Genomic DNA, 16,386 nt, shown 5'->3' with positions numbered 1-16,386 from the left:
AGGCGTCGATATAATGGCATCGAATGACGACATTCTTCGCGCGCTCGGCCGTGTCGAAGGCAGATTGACCGGCATCGAGGACAGCGTTTCCCACCTTCGCGAGGAGGTGAGCGATGAGAAGGATAATGCTCACGAAAGCCGTTCGGTGATTCACAGGCGGCTGGACGAGCAGGCAAAGCAAATCGCTCATCTCGACACCACGATGGCGATAAGTGGCGGCGTTGACGCGACCCTTCGTGAGGAGATCAAGAGCCTGACGAAGACAGTCGAGAAGAACCACGAGGCGGTCGCACCCACTCTCGAGGAGTGGAAAAAAATGAAGACCCTCGGCTACGGGATCTCAGGGCTGATCGCTTTCGCCGGTCTGACGATCGGCGGCATGATTGCCTACGCCAGCGACGGCGCAGTTGCCGCCCTTCGGCACTGGCTGAAGATAAATTAAGCGGTCAGGCCACGCAGTGCGCGAGTAGGCGTGGAAAGTGGACCAAGGATCTTGCCTGTTTAATGCGGCTGTTATTGGCTTTTTCTGGCAATAGCTTCTTCTAATTGCTGCGCGACAATCAAAGCTGACCTTGCGTCCAAATGGCCACCGTCCGGTTCCCATCGGATTTCGTCATTCCAATCAATGCTGAGCAGTCGGCTCCTAAATTTTGGATCCGCCGCGGTCATTGCGCGCCTGCTTCGCTCTTCATAGTCGGTCGCGGCGAGCAGGGGGTGCATCGGCATATACAGATAATAGGCTCTACCGCCTTTGGCTTCCACCTGATCTGCAATCGCACGCAGTTCTTGTGCGGATTGACTGATGGCGCCGGTAACTGGCCGAGCATCGAACGCTTTAGCGGCCGAGGAGACCGTTTCCGTGTACCTCAAGGGTTCCGGTGATTGACCGAGAAGGTTTCGTGCCGCATTGGCTGAGGCCACGGCTCGTTTAGCCGCTTTTGCGTCGAGACGGTATAGGCTGGATACAGTTGCACGAGCAGGGGTATTAGCGAAACTCAACGCCTCAAGACCAAGCGGCGGGGAAATTGCTCGTTGGGCAAATTGCTCAATCGCAAGGTCGCGCGACCGATCGAGGATATTGACTTCAATGACCAATGTCCTGGGCTGTTTTTGCAAGGCGATGTTGGCACTGGACACAGGCGATTGCCCAGGAAGAGCTATATTGGCTATTTCCTCATTGAATAGGGAAGGCGCCAATCTGTAAATGAGGGAGGTGCCGGCGAGCGTCAACGAAGACGTTTTGTCTCGTGCGAAGTCTAAAATGATATGCCGGTTGTCTTCGGACTGATTGAGAGTTGGAAGGTGTCTCGGGAGATGGGGTATCGCCACGTTCCACAGCCCGAAGAGAGCCAAGGCGGTTGCGCCGATTGCAGTGAGGAATTTCCAATCACGTGGGCTGCGCTCCATCGAGATTAGACGCTCATCGTATTGCCGGCGGCGCGCGGCGGCCGCCTCAGAACTGGAAGTAGATGAAGGCATCCGTTGGGCCTTTGTCGAAGATCGATAACGTCAGCATGGCGGCGTAGCAAGTTGCCATGAGCATGCTGTTCTTCTCGCTTATCCGCTTTGGTATGAGATGGGCGAACATGACGGGCGCGGCATAAATCGCAATTAGAGCATATTGATCCCCGTCGAACGTGAGGTCTCTTGACGCATTGATTATTGTGTCGATGTAGAGCCAGGCATGATCGAAGTTCTGCAGCTTAAAAAAAAGCCACAGCCAAGAGACCAATGCGAAAATCAGCCCCGAGTACCCTATCTGCAACGCAACGGCCGCGACACCCTTCGACGGAAGATTCCGAGCGAGCGGGGCAAAGGCCCGCTCGACGCACAACGCCAAACCATGAGCTACGCCCCAGAGAAGGAATGAGATTGCTGCGCCATGCCAGAGGCCGCCAAGTGCCATCGTGACAAACAGGTTGACGTATGTTCGGATCGGGCCGTGTCTATTTCCGCCAAGCGGAATATAGAGGTATTCGCGCAAGAAACTCGACAGGCTGATGTGCCACCTTCGCCAGAAGTCGGAAAAAGAACGCGCTGTGTACGGCCGATTGAAGTTTATCGGCAGCCTATAGCCTAACAATGCCGCAGATCCGATCGCGATAGCGGAATAGCCGGCGAAGTCCGCGAAGATTTGATAACTGTAGCAGAAGAGCAGCGCAAGAAGGTCGTACCGGCCAAGCCCTTGGAACGTTGCTGGTTGATCCATCCAAACGGTGAATTGGGCAAGATTGTCGGCTACGAATGATTTGAAAAAGAGGCCCCAAATAATCCACTTTACCGCCTCTGCGAATGGCACATCCCGGATCGCCTTTTTGCCAATCTGAGGCATGAACTGATGCGCTTTCACGATAGGCCCCGCGACGATCTGCGGAAAAAAGATCAGATAAAGCAGGCCGTTGCGGAGGAAGCGCGAAAAGTTCAAACCTCCGGAGAGGTCGTCTTTTGTGAATTGCTGCCTGTAGGCATCCCCAATCAAGCTTATGCAATGGAACGTATAGAAGGAGATCCCGATCGGGAGCGGGACGTAAAGCAAGTTCTCCATCAAGCCGGCCGGAGCGCGGGTGGTTAGTGGTTCGATGAACAGGAACTTGTATTTGAAGAAGCCCAACACGAGAAGGTTTAGGGCAATGCCATAGGCCATCAGGCGTTGCGGCTCGAATCTATCTTTGAGAATGAGATATGTGACCGTGCTTGACGCCATTGAAACGAGCAGCAACAGAGGCAACTCAAACGGTTGTGACCAGCCGTAAAAGAAGAGGCTAGCGGAGAGAAGTATCGTGATCTGCAGCCGCGGGAATAGGTAGTAGAGCACGAATACGACGCAAAATAGCGTCGCGTATTCAAGCGAAATGAAATTCATCGCGGGTCCAGAGAGCTAGCTGTTCGCGACGTGCGTACACGATTGCCGGACAACCCACAATCCGCACAGCTCCACTATGAGATTCTATACAGCTGCCATCGGTTGGAAGGGCACATTGTTCGTGTAAATTCGCCGTGGAAACCGATGATTCACACTCAACGGCTTGTAGTGGACCATGCCTCTAGTTTGGCGGAGAAGTACGAGATGAATTGCAAAATCCTCGCACCCCTTCAGGAATAGTGCGGCTCAGGCACTTCCATCAACATCGCCGTCCTCATCCAGCGCGTGCACCGGCAGATAGGTGTTCTTCTCCATCCACTCCCGGACGATAAACCTGATCATGTCGTTGCGCGTCTTGCCGAGCTCGCCGGATAGGTCGCGCAAGGCGTCCTCGACATCATCCTCCATAGAGACGGCGCCGGCATTGCGCAGCCGCAGCGCCGCCCGCCGGAGCATGATCTGGAGATCCGCCCGCGAGATATCGGCGATCCGATCGGCGGCATCTTCGAGGAGGGTGGCGGTGTCGGAAGAGGCCATGGCTTTCCTTCCAGGCGGTCCAGTTCATTGTGCCTTCAGCGCTTGCCGCATCCATCGCGCTTCATCTTGCAAGCGCGACAGAGCGTCTTGAAATTCCCCGAGCACATGATCCGACATGGCAGGGTCAGCTGTTCCGATGGGTTGCCCGTCCATGCGTCGAACACCGGTTTTCTCAGCGTGAGTGATATCTTCTTCTGACACGCCAATCATCTTCAGCACCATGTTGTAGACGTGGCACACTTGATATTCGATTGCCATCAGACGTGCTTCAGCTTCGATTTCTTCGCGCTTCATGTTCGCTTCCTCCAAGCCAGCAATGCCAGCGTCTGGACCAGACAGCCCGCGAGAAGAATTGTTGTCAATCCCATGGGGTGGTGAACTGATCCAATTTAGAGCGAGCGCCTGTGGATGTTAGCCCTTCTGAAAGGTTCTCCAGACGAAGCGTTGGCAAGCTGCTCGGGTCTCTCCGTAGTAAACAGCGGCCGGCTGCCGCTGGCGAACCGCCAGAGGAAGCACAATGCAAGACAATGTCAGGCCTATTGCCCCGGTCAGCATCGCAGGGCTTATTCCGCAGGTGCCGCCCAGTGGCATACCTATCTTTGAACTCGTCAAACCAGTCGATCTTTTCGTTGACCCCGCCTATCAACGGAACATCAGCGAGAAGGGCGCGCGCCAGATCAGGCGCATCATCGAAGGTTTCGATTGGGTCAAATTCAAACCTCCAATTTGCGCATACTCGCAATGCGACGGGCAAACGATCCTCAAGGTTCTGGACGGGCAACACACAGCAATCGCCGCGGCATCGAACCCGCACATCGACAAGATCCCGGTCATGATCGTCGAGGCAGAGAGCACCATCGCTCAGGCGAAGGCTTTTATAGGCCAGAACACAGACCGGCTCGGTGTGACGACACTGCAGCTACACCAGGCAGCGCTGGCGGCTGCAGACGAGGACGCCCAGACGTTGGAACTCGTCTGCACCAGAGCTGGCGTGAAGGTTTTGAAGACCACCAACGCGTATACTGGGACTGGTAGCCGTCAGACGATCGCGATCAAGCAGATTGAGGCGCTGGTCAGCCGGCGCGGCCCGAAGCTCGCGCGTGAAATCTTGGAGGTCTTGGCGAACGCAGAACGTGGTCCGTTAACTGCTCCGCAGATCAAGGCTGTGGAGATGCTCCTTACGGATGAGGAATATTGCGACAAGATCACGCCCGAGGATCTGACGGACGCTATCGTCGACTTGCTATTCACGGCCGAAGATGAGGCGAAGCTTTTTGCCGCTACGCACAAGGTGCCATTTTGGAGGGCTCTCGGGATCACGTGGTTCAGAAAGTGCAAAAAGCGAAGGGCGATCGTCAAGCAGGCTGCCTAACTACCGCTTCGTTCACCCTTGCTTGCCGCGGCGGCGTGGTTGTCTGCCGCGGCAGCTTTCCTAGTTTTTTCAAGATATTGCTTGATGGCCCGTTTCAATTCGATCTGCCACGTTCCCAGGCTGATCTCTCTCCGTTCATGCTGTCGGCTGTTGTGACCAGAACGGACCTCCGCTACCATCTCCTGATTACAGAATTAGCGATTTTTGCGGCTCGATTTTGAGCCGGTTCCGGCGGCCTTGGCAGCACCTTGGTCGCATCGCCAACGTGGCGGCGAGGGGACAAAACCAGTCCGGCCCTGATCTGCAGGATTCGCGCTAACGCTGAGGACAGGCCTAGCTGTAGAGCGTCAAAAGCAATGCAGGCATCTTCGTCGCCCAAAAATGGGATGCGGCAGCGATAATAATAGCCCATACGGCGAGCGAGAACATGACCGCCGCTAACCTGATCCCGACTGGCTGCATCATTTCCTCCATCCCAGCATAACCGTGCCTCCTCGCACGATCCAATGCTAGCAAGACGCAGGCCCGTCAGCTATCGCAAGATATTGGTATCAGATAGCTGCAGCAGAGCGCGCCCTTTCCCCCTTCGTCAAACGATGAAATGAAAGTTGTCGTATTGCGCGCCGTAATAATCCGGGCCGCTCGTTTCGTTGATGACGGGTTCGGTGTCGAGCACGAGTTGGTCGATTTCGCCGTAGGCGCTGAGATCGATCACTTGCGGGTCATGAATGCTGTCGGCGGTGACGTTGACCGTGACCAAGAATACGGTATCGCCGTCCAGTTTACCTTCGATCGTCAGAACGTTGTCATATTCCGACGTGCCGTTTGCGACACTGAATTGCTCGATCTGAAAGTTGCCGCCATCGGCGGCTTGGATGGGTGTCCAGAACACGCCTCCTCCCAGATAGTGGTTGCCATCCGCTTCCTCCCGCACAGTCGCGTCGTCACCATCGTGCCAGGCGCCCCAATCGAAGCCTTTGTAGCCCGTCGGGAAGTCGTGGTTGCCGACATCCTCGAAATTGACGAAGACGTCGCCACGTTCCGGCAGGTCGACCGCGATGTTGAGCAAGCCGAAGTCGGTGGCGCCTTTGCCATCCGAGATCTTGAAATTGAACTGGTCGACGAGTTGGTCTCCCGGGCCGAGCGCTGATACCACCGGGTTGGTGTGATCGAGCTCATAGGTGTAGTTACCGTTGGAATAGACGGTCAGAGTGCCGTATTTTCCCTCGACTGTGGTGGTCGTGGCAGGCCCGTTCGGATCGGCCGGTTGCGGAATTCGCTGTCCGTTGACGAAGTTGAGACGCACCTGATCTCCGTCGGCATCCACCGAACTGGTATTGTCCAGGATGTTGCCGTCGATCGGGTTGTCGATGTTGAAAATAGGCTGGTATACATCACCTGCGACCGGCTTGTGGTTTGCCATTTCTACCTCCCGTGTGATTTTCTGTTCGACTATGCAACCCTATCGGGTATCTGGCAACCGAAATTGAGGGAGCGTCAGAGCGATTCCGCCCGTCAACGCGACACATTCCGGTCGATTACAGCTCAACTGTTCAAGTAAAGGGAGCGGCATAAACGTCGATCCTGGATATGAACCAGGATTTACGTCTGGTCTTACGTTGCTGCCGCTTCATCGATCATGGTGTTTCTCGCCTTTTCAGGCGATCCATCAATTCGGCCAGCGGAAAACTTTCAGGCATGATAATAATGACAGGTCAATCATGACGTCGTCATGACGATATACTGCATGAATTGCTCGGCGCGCCAAGAGCAATCTTGAAGGCGAAAGGGAGCAATCAGCAGAGCCTGAGCTTCTGCCGATCATCAATCAATGCAGGCCGCCGACCCCGAGCAGGCTCTCGACAGCCTCGTGATCCCTGGTGAGATTTTCCGGCGTTCCGGTCCAGGCCAGTCTGCCGCGTTCGAGAATGACCACCTGATCGGCGAAATCGAGCGCGCTCTGGATGCGCTGCTCGACCAGCAGGATGGTCATGTCTCCCGTCTTGGCGAGGTCGGTGAAGGCGGCCATCAGTTCCTCGCAGATAACGGGCGCGAGGCCCTCCAGCGGTTCGTCGAGCAGCAGGACGGAGGGGCGGCCGAGAATGGTGCGGGCCGTGGAGAGCATCTGCTGCTCGCCGCCGGAAAGCTGGCTGCCGAGGTTGCGGCGGCGCTCCTTCAGGCGCGGGAACATCGCATAGGCTTCCTCCAGCGCCGTTTTCGGGCGCGCCTTCAAGCCGACGAAGAGATTTTCTTCGACCGTCAGCGTCGGGAAGACGCAGCGTGCCTGCGGCACATATCCGAGGCCCTTGTGCGCGCGTGCAGCGCTCGGTGCCGTCGTGACATCCGAATCGCCGAGGCGGATGCTGCCCTCGTATCGCCTGGTCTGCCCGGCAAGCGTTGCCAGCAGCGTGGTCTTGCCCATGCCGTTGCGGCCGAGCACGGCAAGCCGGGCACCTGCCGGCACGGAGAAGGAAATGCCTTCGAGCACTCTCGTCGGCCCATATCCGGCCGACAGGTTCTCGACCTCAAGCGATATGGCTGGCATTGGCATAGCTCCCAAGATAGGCCTCGCGCACGCGCGCATCCTTGGTGACGTCATCAGGCAGGCCATCGAAGATGATCGCGCCGGCGGCAAGCACGATGACGCGTCTGGCGAAACGGAAGACGAGGTCCATGTCGTGTTCGATCATCAGCACGGCGAGATCGGCGGGCAGATCGGCCAGCGCCTGTTCGATGCGGCCGGTATCGCTCTGCGGCACGCCGGCTGCCGGCTCGTCGAGCAACAGCACTTTCGGCTTCAACGCCAGCGCCACGGCGATCTCGAGAAGCCGCTGCTGGCCATAGGCGATCTCGCTGACCTTGCGATGCATCAGGAAAGTCAGTCCGAGCTTTCCAAGGAGATCGTCGACCTCTGCCATGACATCGGGCATACGCAAGAAATTGCCGAACATGCGCCCGGTCTTTCCGTCGCGTTGAAGGACGGCAAGTCCCACATGTTCGGCCGGCGTCATGTCCTGGAAGAGCCGCGTCACCTGAAAGGAGCGGACAAGGCCACGTCTGACCCTGCCGATCGCGTCGACCTTCGTCACCACCTCGCCGCCGAGGCGAACCTCGCCGGAATCAGGAGAGAGATTGCCGGTCACGAGGTTGACGAAGGTGGTCTTGCCGGCGCCGTTCGGGCCGATCAGCGCGATGCGATCGCCTGGCGACATCGTGAGCGAGACATTATTGGTGACGGCAAGGCCGCCGAAGGCTTTCTTGAGATTGGCGACTTCGAAGACCGGGCTCATGAGCGCTGTTCCCTGCGGCGGCCAACGAAGGCTGCGGCCGTGCCATAGAGACCTTTCGGCGCAAAGAGCACGACGGCGATCAGCAGCGCACCGACCATGGTCAGCCAATGGAAGGGATTGGCTGCGGAGACATAGTCCTCGAAGAGCATGAAGATGACAGTGCCGGAGAGCGCACCGAAGAGAGAACCGGTGCCGCCGAGCACTAGCATCACAAGCGCTTCTGCCGACTGCGTGAAAGACAGGCTGTCGAGGCCGACGACCTGTGTCGAAATCGCGTTCAAGGCGCCACCGACACCGGCAACGGCGCCGGAGATCGCGTACATCCTGATCAGAGCTGCCTTCGGCGAGGCGCCCATGGCGCGGATGCGCAGCGGGTCCTGCTTGATGGCGCGGCAGAGCATGCCGAAGGGCGAGCGAACCAGAACCCTCAGCAGCACGAAGACGATCAGCAGCAGCGCCATTCCGAAGAAGAAGGCGGTGTGACCATAGAGATCGAATTCGAAGAGGCCGAAGACCGGGTCCGGCGCAATGCCGGAAAGTCCGTCGCTGCCGCCTGTCCAAGACGAGGCCTTGTTGGCGAATTCATGGAAGAGGTGGATCAGCGCAATCGACAGCACCAGCTGCGGCAGTCCATGCGCACGCAGGATGATGGCGCCACAGAGCAGCCCGGCAACCGCGCCGCCGACAATGCCGGCCAGCATCATCAGCAGCGGATCATTGATGCCGTAATGCGCCGACAGGATCCCGGCGGCATAGGCGCCGGAGCCGAAAAGCGCTGCATGGCCGAGCGTTGCGACGCCGCAATAACCGGTCACGAGATCGAGCGACAGGACGAGCAGCGCGATGGTGATCATTCGGGTCAGAAGGGCGAGATTATCGGGGAAGGCGAAATAGCCGATCGTGGCAATGGCTATGATGACCGCTATTCCGATAAGATCGCGGCCGATAAAGCCGCGACGATGCTGTAGACCTTCATTTTCGTTGTTCATGACAAGCGCCATCTTATTTCGCCCTTCCGGCAAGGCCGCGCGGGAAGACGCAGATGATTGCGATCACGGCGAGATAGAAGAAGAATTCGCCGAATTCCGGCATCAGATACCGTCCTGTGGTATCGATCGCGCCCAGCAGCAGACAGGCGATCAGTGCACCTGGAATGGAGCCCGCGCCGCCGACGGAGACGACGACCAGGAAGGTCACCATGTAGCGCAGCGCGTAATAGGGTTCGACGGGCAGGAGTTCGGCCCCGACCACGCCGCCGAAGGCGGCAAGCCCGACGGCAACGGCAAAGCTCACTGCATAGATGATCTCGGTGCGCACGCCGAGTGCCGCAGCCATTGCTGCATCATCGACGGAGGCGCGCAGCTTGACGCCGAAGCTCGTCCTGTCGATCGCAAACCAGAGAGCGAGCGCCACGGCCAAGCCGCAGAGGATGACGAAAAGCCGGTGAACGGGAATGGTGCGGAAGCCGAGATCGGCTGACCCCTGCAGCGCACCGGCAAGAGGTATGGTCTTCAGCGTTGGCCCCATGACATAATTGGCGATGCCGATGACGCAGAAGGTGATGCCGATGGTCATCAGCACCTGGGTCAGTTCCGGCGCGCCATAGATCCGGCGGTAGAGAAAACGCTCGATCGGAATGGCGACGATGATGGTGATGACAACGGCGGCGATGACCGCCGCGGCATAACCGAGGCCAAGATCGCGGGCGACATAGGAGGCGATATAGCCGCCGATCATTGCGAAGGCGCCATGGGCTAGGTTGACGACACGCATCAGCCCCATGGTCACCGAAAGGCCGATCGAGATCACGAAGAGCACCATGCCATAGGCAAGGGCGTCGACGGCTATGCTGAAGACTGTCTGCATGGAAATACCTTGCTTCCAAGCGACGGGCTCGGCCTGCTCGCAGGCCAAGCCCGTCGCCTGTCTTGACGCTCGATGTTACTTGACGGCGGCCAGACCCGGATCGCCCTGCTTCTCGAAAGTCTGGACCTCCTTGTTGATGTAGGTCCCGTCATCGGCCTTGACGACTTCGCGCAGATAGATGTTCTGCGTGATGTGACGGCTTTCCGGATCGATCGAAACCGGGCCGCGCGGGCTCGTCCAGGCAAGGCCCTTGACCGCATCGACGGCCTTCTCAGCATCCTGCTTGCCGCCCGTCGCCTCGATCATCTTGTAGATGACATGCATGCCGTCATAGGCGCTGACTGAGGGGAAGGAGAGTTCGGCCCTGTTGCCGATCGCTTTGGTTGCCGCCTCGACAAAAGCCTTGTTCTCGGGAGAATCGTGCGACACGGCGTAGTGGAAGGTCGTCTGAATGCCGAGTGCTGCATCGCCGAGCGCCGGCAGATCGGATTCCTGCGTCAGGTCACCCGGCGCGAAGAACTTGATGCCGGCAGCCTTCAGGCCATTGTCGTTGTAAGCCTTGACGAAGCCGAGCGTCGTCGGACCGGACGGCAGGAAGGCGAACACGCCCTCAGCGCCGGAATCCTTGATGCGCTGCATGATCGGGCTGAAATCGTTGGTCGCAAGCGGCATGCGGATCGCCTCTACCACCTGGCCGCCGGCCTTTTCGAAGCCGGCCTTGAAAGCGTTCTCGGCATCGATGCCGGGGCCGTAATCGCTGACAACGGAAATCACCTTCTTGACGCCGGCGTCGAAGGCGACCTTGGCGATCGGCGTCGAGGTCTGCCAGGTGGTAAACGAGGTGCGGACGACGAGCGGGCTCTTGGTGACGATCGCCGAGGTGGCGGCGTTCATGATGACCATCGGCACATTGCCCTGCTTCAGGATCGGCGTCACCGCCATGGCATCGGGCGTAAAGTAGAAGCCGGCCAGATACTGGACCTTCTCCTTGACGATCAGTTCCTGCGCCAGCGCCTTGGATTGGGCGGGATCGGCCTGCGGCACGTCGCGATAGACGATTTCAACCGTATCGCTGCCGACCGTGTTGCCGTTGACCGCCATATAGGCGTCGATGCCGGCCTTGAAGTTCTTGCCCTGCAGCGCGAACGGACCGGAGAACGGACCGATGACCCCGACTTTGATGGTGTCGGCATAGGCGCTCGTGCCCATGGCGACTGCCGCAATGGCGGCCAGAAATAGTTTCTTCATTCTCTCTCTCCCTTTTTGGCGCACTCCGGCGCCGTATTCGCTAGCCGCTAGAAATTTAGCGCTAACCTGTCATGCGAAATGGTGATGTAAAATGAAATAAGTACCGTAATCCATAACTGTACAATTATGATTGTGTGTCGAAGAGCGGAACTACCGGCGACCGGTTCTACGGTCGAATTCTGGTCCATGGCCCACCTCAGACAACCCTATCAGAATGGCAGTCCCACATAATTCTCCGCAAGCGCCGTCGAGGCGGCGCGGGAATGGGTGAGATAGTCGAGTTCTGCTTCCTGGATCTTCTGGTCGAAATCCCCGGTATCCGGAAAACGATGCATCATCGTCGTCATCCACCAGGAAAACCGCACGGCTTTCCACACGCGGGCGAGCGCCTTCTGCGAATAGGCGTCGATGCCGCCATCCGATCCCTCGCGGTAATGCTCGATCAGCCCGGAGAAAAGATAATGAACGTCGCTGGCGGCAAGGTTCAGTCCCTTGGCGCCGGTCGGCGGGACGATATGGGCGGCGTCGCCGACCAGGAAAAGCCGGCCGAAACGCATCGGTTCGGCGACGAAGGAGCGCAGCGGCGCGATCGATTTCTCGAAGGACGGCGCGGTCGGCAAGGCCTCGGCGTGATGCACCGGCAGACGCCGTCTCAACTCGTCCCAGAAGCGATCGTCGCTCCAGTTCTCGATCTTCTCGTCGAGCGCGCATTGGATGTAGTAGCGGCTGCGGGTCGCCGAGCGCATCGAACAGAGCGCAAAGCCCCTTGGATGGTTGGCGTAGATCAGTTCATGACTGACAGGCGCCACGTCGGCAAGGACCCCCAGCCAGCCGAAGGGATAGACCTTCTCGAAACTCCTGATCGCCCGTTCCGGGACGGCCTTGCGGCTGACGCCGTGAAACCCGTCGCAGCCGGCGATGAAGTCGCAATCGATGCGCTTGGCAACACCATCTTTCACATAGGTGACGAAGGGAGAGTGGCCGTCGAAATCATGCGGCGCGACATCGACGGCATCGTAGATCGACAGGGAGCCGCTCGCTTCACGCCGCTCCATGAGATCGCGCGTCACTTCGGTCTGTCCATAAACCGTCACGCGTCTGCCGCCGGTCAATTCGTGGAGGTCAATGCGATGGTCGCGTCCGTCGAAGGCCAATGAGAAACCGTCATGCGGCAGGCCCTCGGCATGTAGCCGCGTCCCGGCTTTTGCCTGATCCAGCAGCCCAACGGTGCCTTCCTCCAGAACGCCGGCACGAACCCGGCCGAGGATGTAATCCTTGTTCACACGATCGATAATGACATTGTCGATGCCGGCTTCGGTCAGAAGCTGGCCGAGCAGCAGGCCGGAGGGTCCCGAACCGATGATGGCGATCTGAGTTCGCAAATGCTTCCTCCCTGCATTTTTGCGTTTTGCCAGATTCTGCCGTGTCGCGCTTGCCGCAGCAATGGACATCCCAGCCTAAAAATTGCACTAATCGAACATTGATGCCGAAGAAACCCCACGGAACCCCATGAGCAGACAGGTCCCTACCTATGAACTCTACGGCGAAAAGACCGGGCGAGAACCGGATTTTTGGGTGCATTGCGAAACAATTCGCTCTCGCAGCAGCTTGCATCAATGGGAGATTCGTCCGCACCGTCACGAGAGTTTCTTTCAGATATTGTACATTGAAGGCGGTTCGGGTGATGCGATCTTCGGCGAAAAAAGTCACGCCATCCGTCCGCCGGCCATCATCACTGTGCCGCCCGGTCTCAATCACGGCTTTCGTTTTTCACGCGATATCGACGGCCTGGTGATCACCCTGTTGAGATCCCATCTCAGCCATCCGCCCGGCGAGCGAAGCCATCTCGGCGAATGGTTTGCTACGCCGCATCTGACGCCGCTCGATCGCGATAATGCCGAGGCAGCCTATGTCATGCAGACGTTGAAGCGGCTGGGCGACGAATTCGAAAGCCGCCGCAGCGGCCGCAACGAGGCCTTGGCCGCCTATGTCGCCTTGGCGCTGCGGCTGACGGCGAGGATTTCCCATGAGGGGAATGCGCACGAGCTTGCGGCAAACGAGAACGAGCGGCGGATGGAAATGCTGAGCGAGCTTATCCAGCAACATTTCCGATCACACAAACCCGCGTCCTTCTACGCCAGGGAGCTTGGGCTTTCCCCGACACATCTCACCCGTATCGTCCGGTCGATGACCGGCAACACGCCGCATGAATTGATCGCCGGCAAACTCGTCGAAGAGGCGAAACGCCAACTGGTTTTTACGCTGGGCAGCGCTCAGGAGATCGGATTTCGGCTCGGCTTTGCCGATCCCGCCTATTTCTCGCGCTTCTTCGTTAAATACACCGGAGAAACGCCGCGGGTCTGGCGCATGAACGAGAAGGTTCGACTTGAAGGTGTATAGGTCATCCGCAAGGTTGCCCGGTTTACCAGGCTTCGACGCCCTCTTCCGTGTTGCGGGCGCGTTCGCCGGCGCGGGTCTCGTATGCATCTCGTTGCTCAGCTGACTTGACGGCATCGTCTGAGCTATCGCGCTGGGCTTCGGGCGTCATGTAGAAGGCGAGCGCCTTTTCCAGCCGGGGGGCGGTAAGCGTGGCAGCGAAACTTTTCATGTCGTTTCCTCGGTCGACGGCCTTGAAGCTTGCTTGAGACACATAGCCTACGATGCGGTCTTCCAGGAACAGTGCGCCGATGGTTTTCACCAACTTTAGACTTTGCTTGACGATTGTTTCCACCGGATGATCTCCGCCGACCAGTTCCGTGCGATTCCGTTTGGTTTTCGCTTCACGCCGTCGGCCATTTCCAGTTTCGCACCTCCGGCATGTCCTCACCATATTCGCGGACATAGTCGTGATGCTCCGCAAGCTTGCCGCGGAAGGCGGCGAGCGCTTCGCCAGCTTTTTCCTTCAGGCCCGGCACACGCTCGATGGCTTCGATGGCGAGGTGGTAGCGGTCGAGTTCGTTGAGGACGGCCATGTCGAAGGGCGTCGTCGTCGTGCCTTCCTCGATGAAGCCGCGGACATGGATGTTGCGGTGGTTGGTGCGCCTATAGGTCAGACGGTGGATGAGGTAGGGATAGCCGTGATAGGCGAAAATGACAGGTTTGTCGGCGGTGAAGATCGCGTCGAAAGCCTCGTCGGTCAGTCCATGCGGATGCTGATCGCTGGATTGCAGCGCCAGGAGATCGACGACGTTGACGGTGCGGATCTTCAGCTCCGGAATGGCCTTGCGCAGCAGGTCGACGGCGGCGAGCGTCTCCATCGTCGGCACATCGCCGGCGCAGGCCATGACGAGATCGGGCAGGATGGTGTCGTCCTCATTGCTCGCCCAGTGCCAGATGCCGATGCCGGCCTCGCAATGTTTCACCGCCTCGTCCATCGAAAGCCATTGCGGCTCCGGCTGCTTGCCGGCGACGATGACATTGATGCGGTCGTAGGTGCGCAGGCAATGATCGCCGACCCAGAGCAGGGTATTGGCATCCGGCGGCAGATAGATGCGGACGATATCGGCCTTCTTGTTGGCGACGAGATCGACGAAGCCGGGATCCTGATGGCTGAAGCCGTTGTGGTCCTGGCGCCAGACATGCGAGGTCAGCAGGTAATTCAGCGACGAGATCGGCTTTCTCCACTCGAGTTCCCGCGTCACCTTCAGCCATTTGGCGTGCTGGTTGAACATGGAATCGATGATGTGGATGAAGGCCTCGTAGCAGGAGAACAGGCCGTGCCGGCCGGTCAGCAAATAGCCTTCCAGCCAGCCCTGGCAGAGATGTTCGCTCAGCACCTCCATGACACGTCCATCCCGGGACAAGTGGACGTCGTAGGGTTCGATACGCTCCATCCAGACACGGTCGGTGACTTCGAAGACGCTGCCGAGGCGGTTCGATTCCGTCTCGTCGGGGCCGAAGATACGGAAATTGGCGGCCTCCGAGTTGCGCTTCATCGTGTCGCGCAAGTAGTGGCCGAGGATCTCCGTCGACTGCACCATGGCGTTGCCGCGCTTGCCGATATCGACCGCATAGTCGCGAATATCGGGAACATTGAGCTCCTTGCGCAGCAAGCCGCCATTGGCATGCGGATTGGCGCCCATGCGGCGCTTGCCGACGGGGGCGAGCGCCCGCAGTTCGGGTTTCAGCCGGCCGTCGGTACCGAACAGGTCTTCCGGATCATAGCCGCGCATCCAGTCCTCGAGGATCTTGCGGTGGCTGTCATCCTCGCGGCAATTGGAGACCGGCACCTGATGGGCGCGCCAGAAGCCCTCCACCCTCTTGCCGTCGACCTCCTTGGGTCCGGTCCAGCCTTTCGGGCTGCGCAGCACGATCATCGGCCAGCGCGGGCAGAGATCAGGCGCCTTGCCGTTGCGGGCCTCGTTCTGGATCTCACGGATGCGGTCGAAGACCTGGTCGAAGGTCGCGGCCATCTGCTGGTGCATGTCGCGCGGTTCATGACCGTCGACGAAGAAGGGTTCGTAACCATAGCCTTCGAAGAGGTGATACAGGTCCTCGTCACTGGTGCGCCCGAGAATGGTCGGGTTGGCGATTTTGTAGCCGTTCAGATGCAGGATCGGCAGCACGGCGCCGTCGCGTGCGGGGTTCAGGAACTTGTTGGAATGCCAGCTTGCGGCGAGCGGCCCGGTTTCGGCCTCGCCATCGCCGATGACGCAGGCAACGATCAGATCGGGATTATCGAAGGCGGCGCCATAGGCATGGACGAGGGCGTAACCGAGTTCGCCGCCCTCGTGGATCGAGCCCGGCGTTTCCGGTGCCGCGTGGCTCGGAATGCCACCGGGAAAGGAGAATTGCCGGAAGAGCTTGCGCAAGCCCTCGGCGTCTTCGGAAATATCGGGATAGATTTCGCTGTAGATGCCTTCGAGATAGGTATTGGCGACCATGCCCGGCCCGCCGTGGCCGGGGCCGCACATGTAGATAATGTCGAGGTCGCGGGCGCGGATGAGCCGGTTCAGATGCGCATAGATGAAGTTGAGGCCGGGCGTCGTGCCCCAGTGGCCGAGCAGACGGGGCTTGATGTGCTCCGGTTGCAGCGGTTCGCGCAGCAGCGGATTGGCAAGAAGGTAGATCTGGCCGACGGAGAGATAGTTGGCGGCGCGCCAGTAGCGGTCAATCAGGATGAGTTCGGCGTCAGTCAAGGCGGCGGGCGAGACATGCTTTTCCATGGGTTTCTCTCGTTCGAGACTTGTTCAACGTCAATTCTACCGGCT

General features: G+C 58.8%; 16 protein-coding genes. 3 read left to right on the top strand and 13 right to left on the bottom strand.

What is annotated here, in order from left to right; genetic code table 11:
• The first annotated feature begins 13 nt into the window (after nucleotides 1-13).
• Nucleotides 14-442, top strand: coding sequence for a hypothetical protein (locus RL_RS20215; RefSeq protein WP_041936448.1), 429 nt, complete (start codon nucleotides 14-16; stop codon nucleotides 440-442).
• A 71-nt stretch (nucleotides 443-513) separates the two neighbouring features.
• Here the strand turns inward: RL_RS20215 and RL_RS20210 are convergent, their stop codons facing one another.
• The 4 genes from RL_RS20210 to RL_RS20195 form a co-directional block, all read right to left on the bottom strand.
• On the bottom strand, nucleotides 514-1,407 hold the full coding sequence (locus RL_RS20210) for a hypothetical protein (RefSeq protein ID WP_041936447.1): 894 nt from the start codon (nucleotides 1,405-1,407) through the stop codon (nucleotides 514-516).
• 46 nt (nucleotides 1,408-1,453) lie between these two features.
• Nucleotides 1,454-2,863 (bottom strand): MBOAT family O-acyltransferase, encoded by a 1,410-nt coding sequence (locus tag RL_RS20205; RefSeq protein ID WP_011653349.1) that lies wholly within the window; start codon nucleotides 2,861-2,863, stop codon nucleotides 1,454-1,456.
• A 246-nt stretch (nucleotides 2,864-3,109) separates the two neighbouring features.
• Entirely contained in the window at nucleotides 3,110-3,400 is a 291-nt protein-coding gene (locus RL_RS20200; protein WP_011653347.1) for a CopG family transcriptional regulator, read from the bottom strand.
• A gap of 24 nt (nucleotides 3,401-3,424) precedes the next feature.
• Entirely contained in the window at nucleotides 3,425-3,694 is a 270-nt protein-coding gene (locus tag RL_RS20195; RefSeq protein ID WP_041936446.1) for a hypothetical protein, read from the bottom strand.
• Between the two features lie 223 nt (nucleotides 3,695-3,917).
• On the opposite strand from RL_RS20195, the gene RL_RS20190 reads away from it, so the two are divergent.
• On the top strand, nucleotides 3,918-4,772 hold the full coding sequence (locus RL_RS20190) for a hypothetical protein (protein WP_011653345.1): 855 nt from the start codon (nucleotides 3,918-3,920) through the stop codon (nucleotides 4,770-4,772).
• A 589-nt stretch (nucleotides 4,773-5,361) separates the two neighbouring features.
• On the opposite strand, the gene RL_RS20185 is transcribed toward RL_RS20190, so the two are convergent.
• The 7 genes from RL_RS20185 to pobA all read right to left on the bottom strand — a co-directional run bounded on the left by RL_RS20185 (nucleotide 5,362) and on the right by pobA (nucleotide 12,558).
• Entirely contained in the window at nucleotides 5,362-6,195 is an 834-nt protein-coding gene (locus tag RL_RS20185; RefSeq protein ID WP_028742185.1) for a VCBS domain-containing protein, read from the bottom strand.
• A gap of 405 nt (nucleotides 6,196-6,600) precedes the next feature.
• Nucleotides 6,601-7,317, bottom strand: a complete 717-nt coding sequence (locus tag RL_RS20180) for an ABC transporter ATP-binding protein (protein WP_011653344.1) — start codon at nucleotides 7,315-7,317, stop codon at nucleotides 6,601-6,603.
• Nucleotides 7,298-8,062 carry an ABC transporter ATP-binding protein gene (locus tag RL_RS20175; RefSeq protein WP_011653343.1) on the bottom strand — a complete coding sequence of 255 codons (765 nt, stop codon included), beginning with the start codon at nucleotides 8,060-8,062 and terminating at the stop codon, nucleotides 7,298-7,300. The genes RL_RS20180 and RL_RS20175 overlap by 20 nt, the downstream gene beginning before the upstream one ends.
• Complete coding sequence (locus tag RL_RS20170; RefSeq protein ID WP_011653342.1) at nucleotides 8,059-9,063, bottom strand: branched-chain amino acid ABC transporter permease; 1,005 nt, start codon at nucleotides 9,061-9,063, stop codon at nucleotides 8,059-8,061. The genes RL_RS20175 and RL_RS20170 overlap by 4 nt, the downstream gene beginning before the upstream one ends.
• 1 nt (nucleotide 9,064) lies before the next feature.
• The gene (locus tag RL_RS20165) at nucleotides 9,065-9,928 is read right to left on the bottom strand and encodes a branched-chain amino acid ABC transporter permease (protein ID WP_028742184.1); all 864 of its coding nucleotides are present in this window, start codon (nucleotides 9,926-9,928) and stop codon (nucleotides 9,065-9,067) included.
• A gap of 75 nt (nucleotides 9,929-10,003) precedes the next feature.
• Nucleotides 10,004-11,176 carry an ABC transporter substrate-binding protein gene (locus tag RL_RS20160; protein ID WP_011653340.1) on the bottom strand — a complete coding sequence of 391 codons (1,173 nt, stop codon included), beginning with the start codon at nucleotides 11,174-11,176 and terminating at the stop codon, nucleotides 10,004-10,006.
• Between the two features lie 209 nt (nucleotides 11,177-11,385).
• A complete protein-coding gene (gene pobA, locus RL_RS20155) occupies nucleotides 11,386-12,558 on the bottom strand; it encodes a 4-hydroxybenzoate 3-monooxygenase (protein ID WP_011653339.1) in 1,173 nt (390 codons plus the stop codon).
• A 127-nt stretch (nucleotides 12,559-12,685) separates the two neighbouring features.
• Between pobA and RL_RS20150 the strand changes: the two genes are divergently transcribed.
• The gene (locus tag RL_RS20150) at nucleotides 12,686-13,576 is read left to right on the top strand and encodes a helix-turn-helix domain-containing protein (RefSeq protein ID WP_011653338.1); all 891 of its coding nucleotides are present in this window, start codon (nucleotides 12,686-12,688) and stop codon (nucleotides 13,574-13,576) included.
• A 22-nt stretch (nucleotides 13,577-13,598) separates the two neighbouring features.
• On the opposite strand, the gene RL_RS20145 is transcribed toward RL_RS20150, so the two are convergent.
• Complete coding sequence (locus RL_RS20145; protein ID WP_011653337.1) at nucleotides 13,599-13,907, bottom strand: hypothetical protein; 309 nt, start codon at nucleotides 13,905-13,907, stop codon at nucleotides 13,599-13,601.
• A 49-nt stretch (nucleotides 13,908-13,956) separates the two neighbouring features.
• Nucleotides 13,957-16,341, bottom strand: coding sequence for a phosphoketolase family protein (locus RL_RS20140; RefSeq protein WP_011653336.1), 2,385 nt, complete (start codon nucleotides 16,339-16,341; stop codon nucleotides 13,957-13,959).
• Between the last annotated feature and the right edge of the window lie 45 nt (nucleotides 16,342-16,386).

Source organism: Rhizobium johnstonii 3841 (genome assembly GCF_000009265.1).
Classification (GTDB): domain Bacteria; phylum Pseudomonadota; class Alphaproteobacteria; order Rhizobiales; family Rhizobiaceae; genus Rhizobium; species Rhizobium acaciae.
Note: the sequence above shows the minus strand (reverse complement) of the source record. Positions and strands in the feature narration are given on the sequence as shown.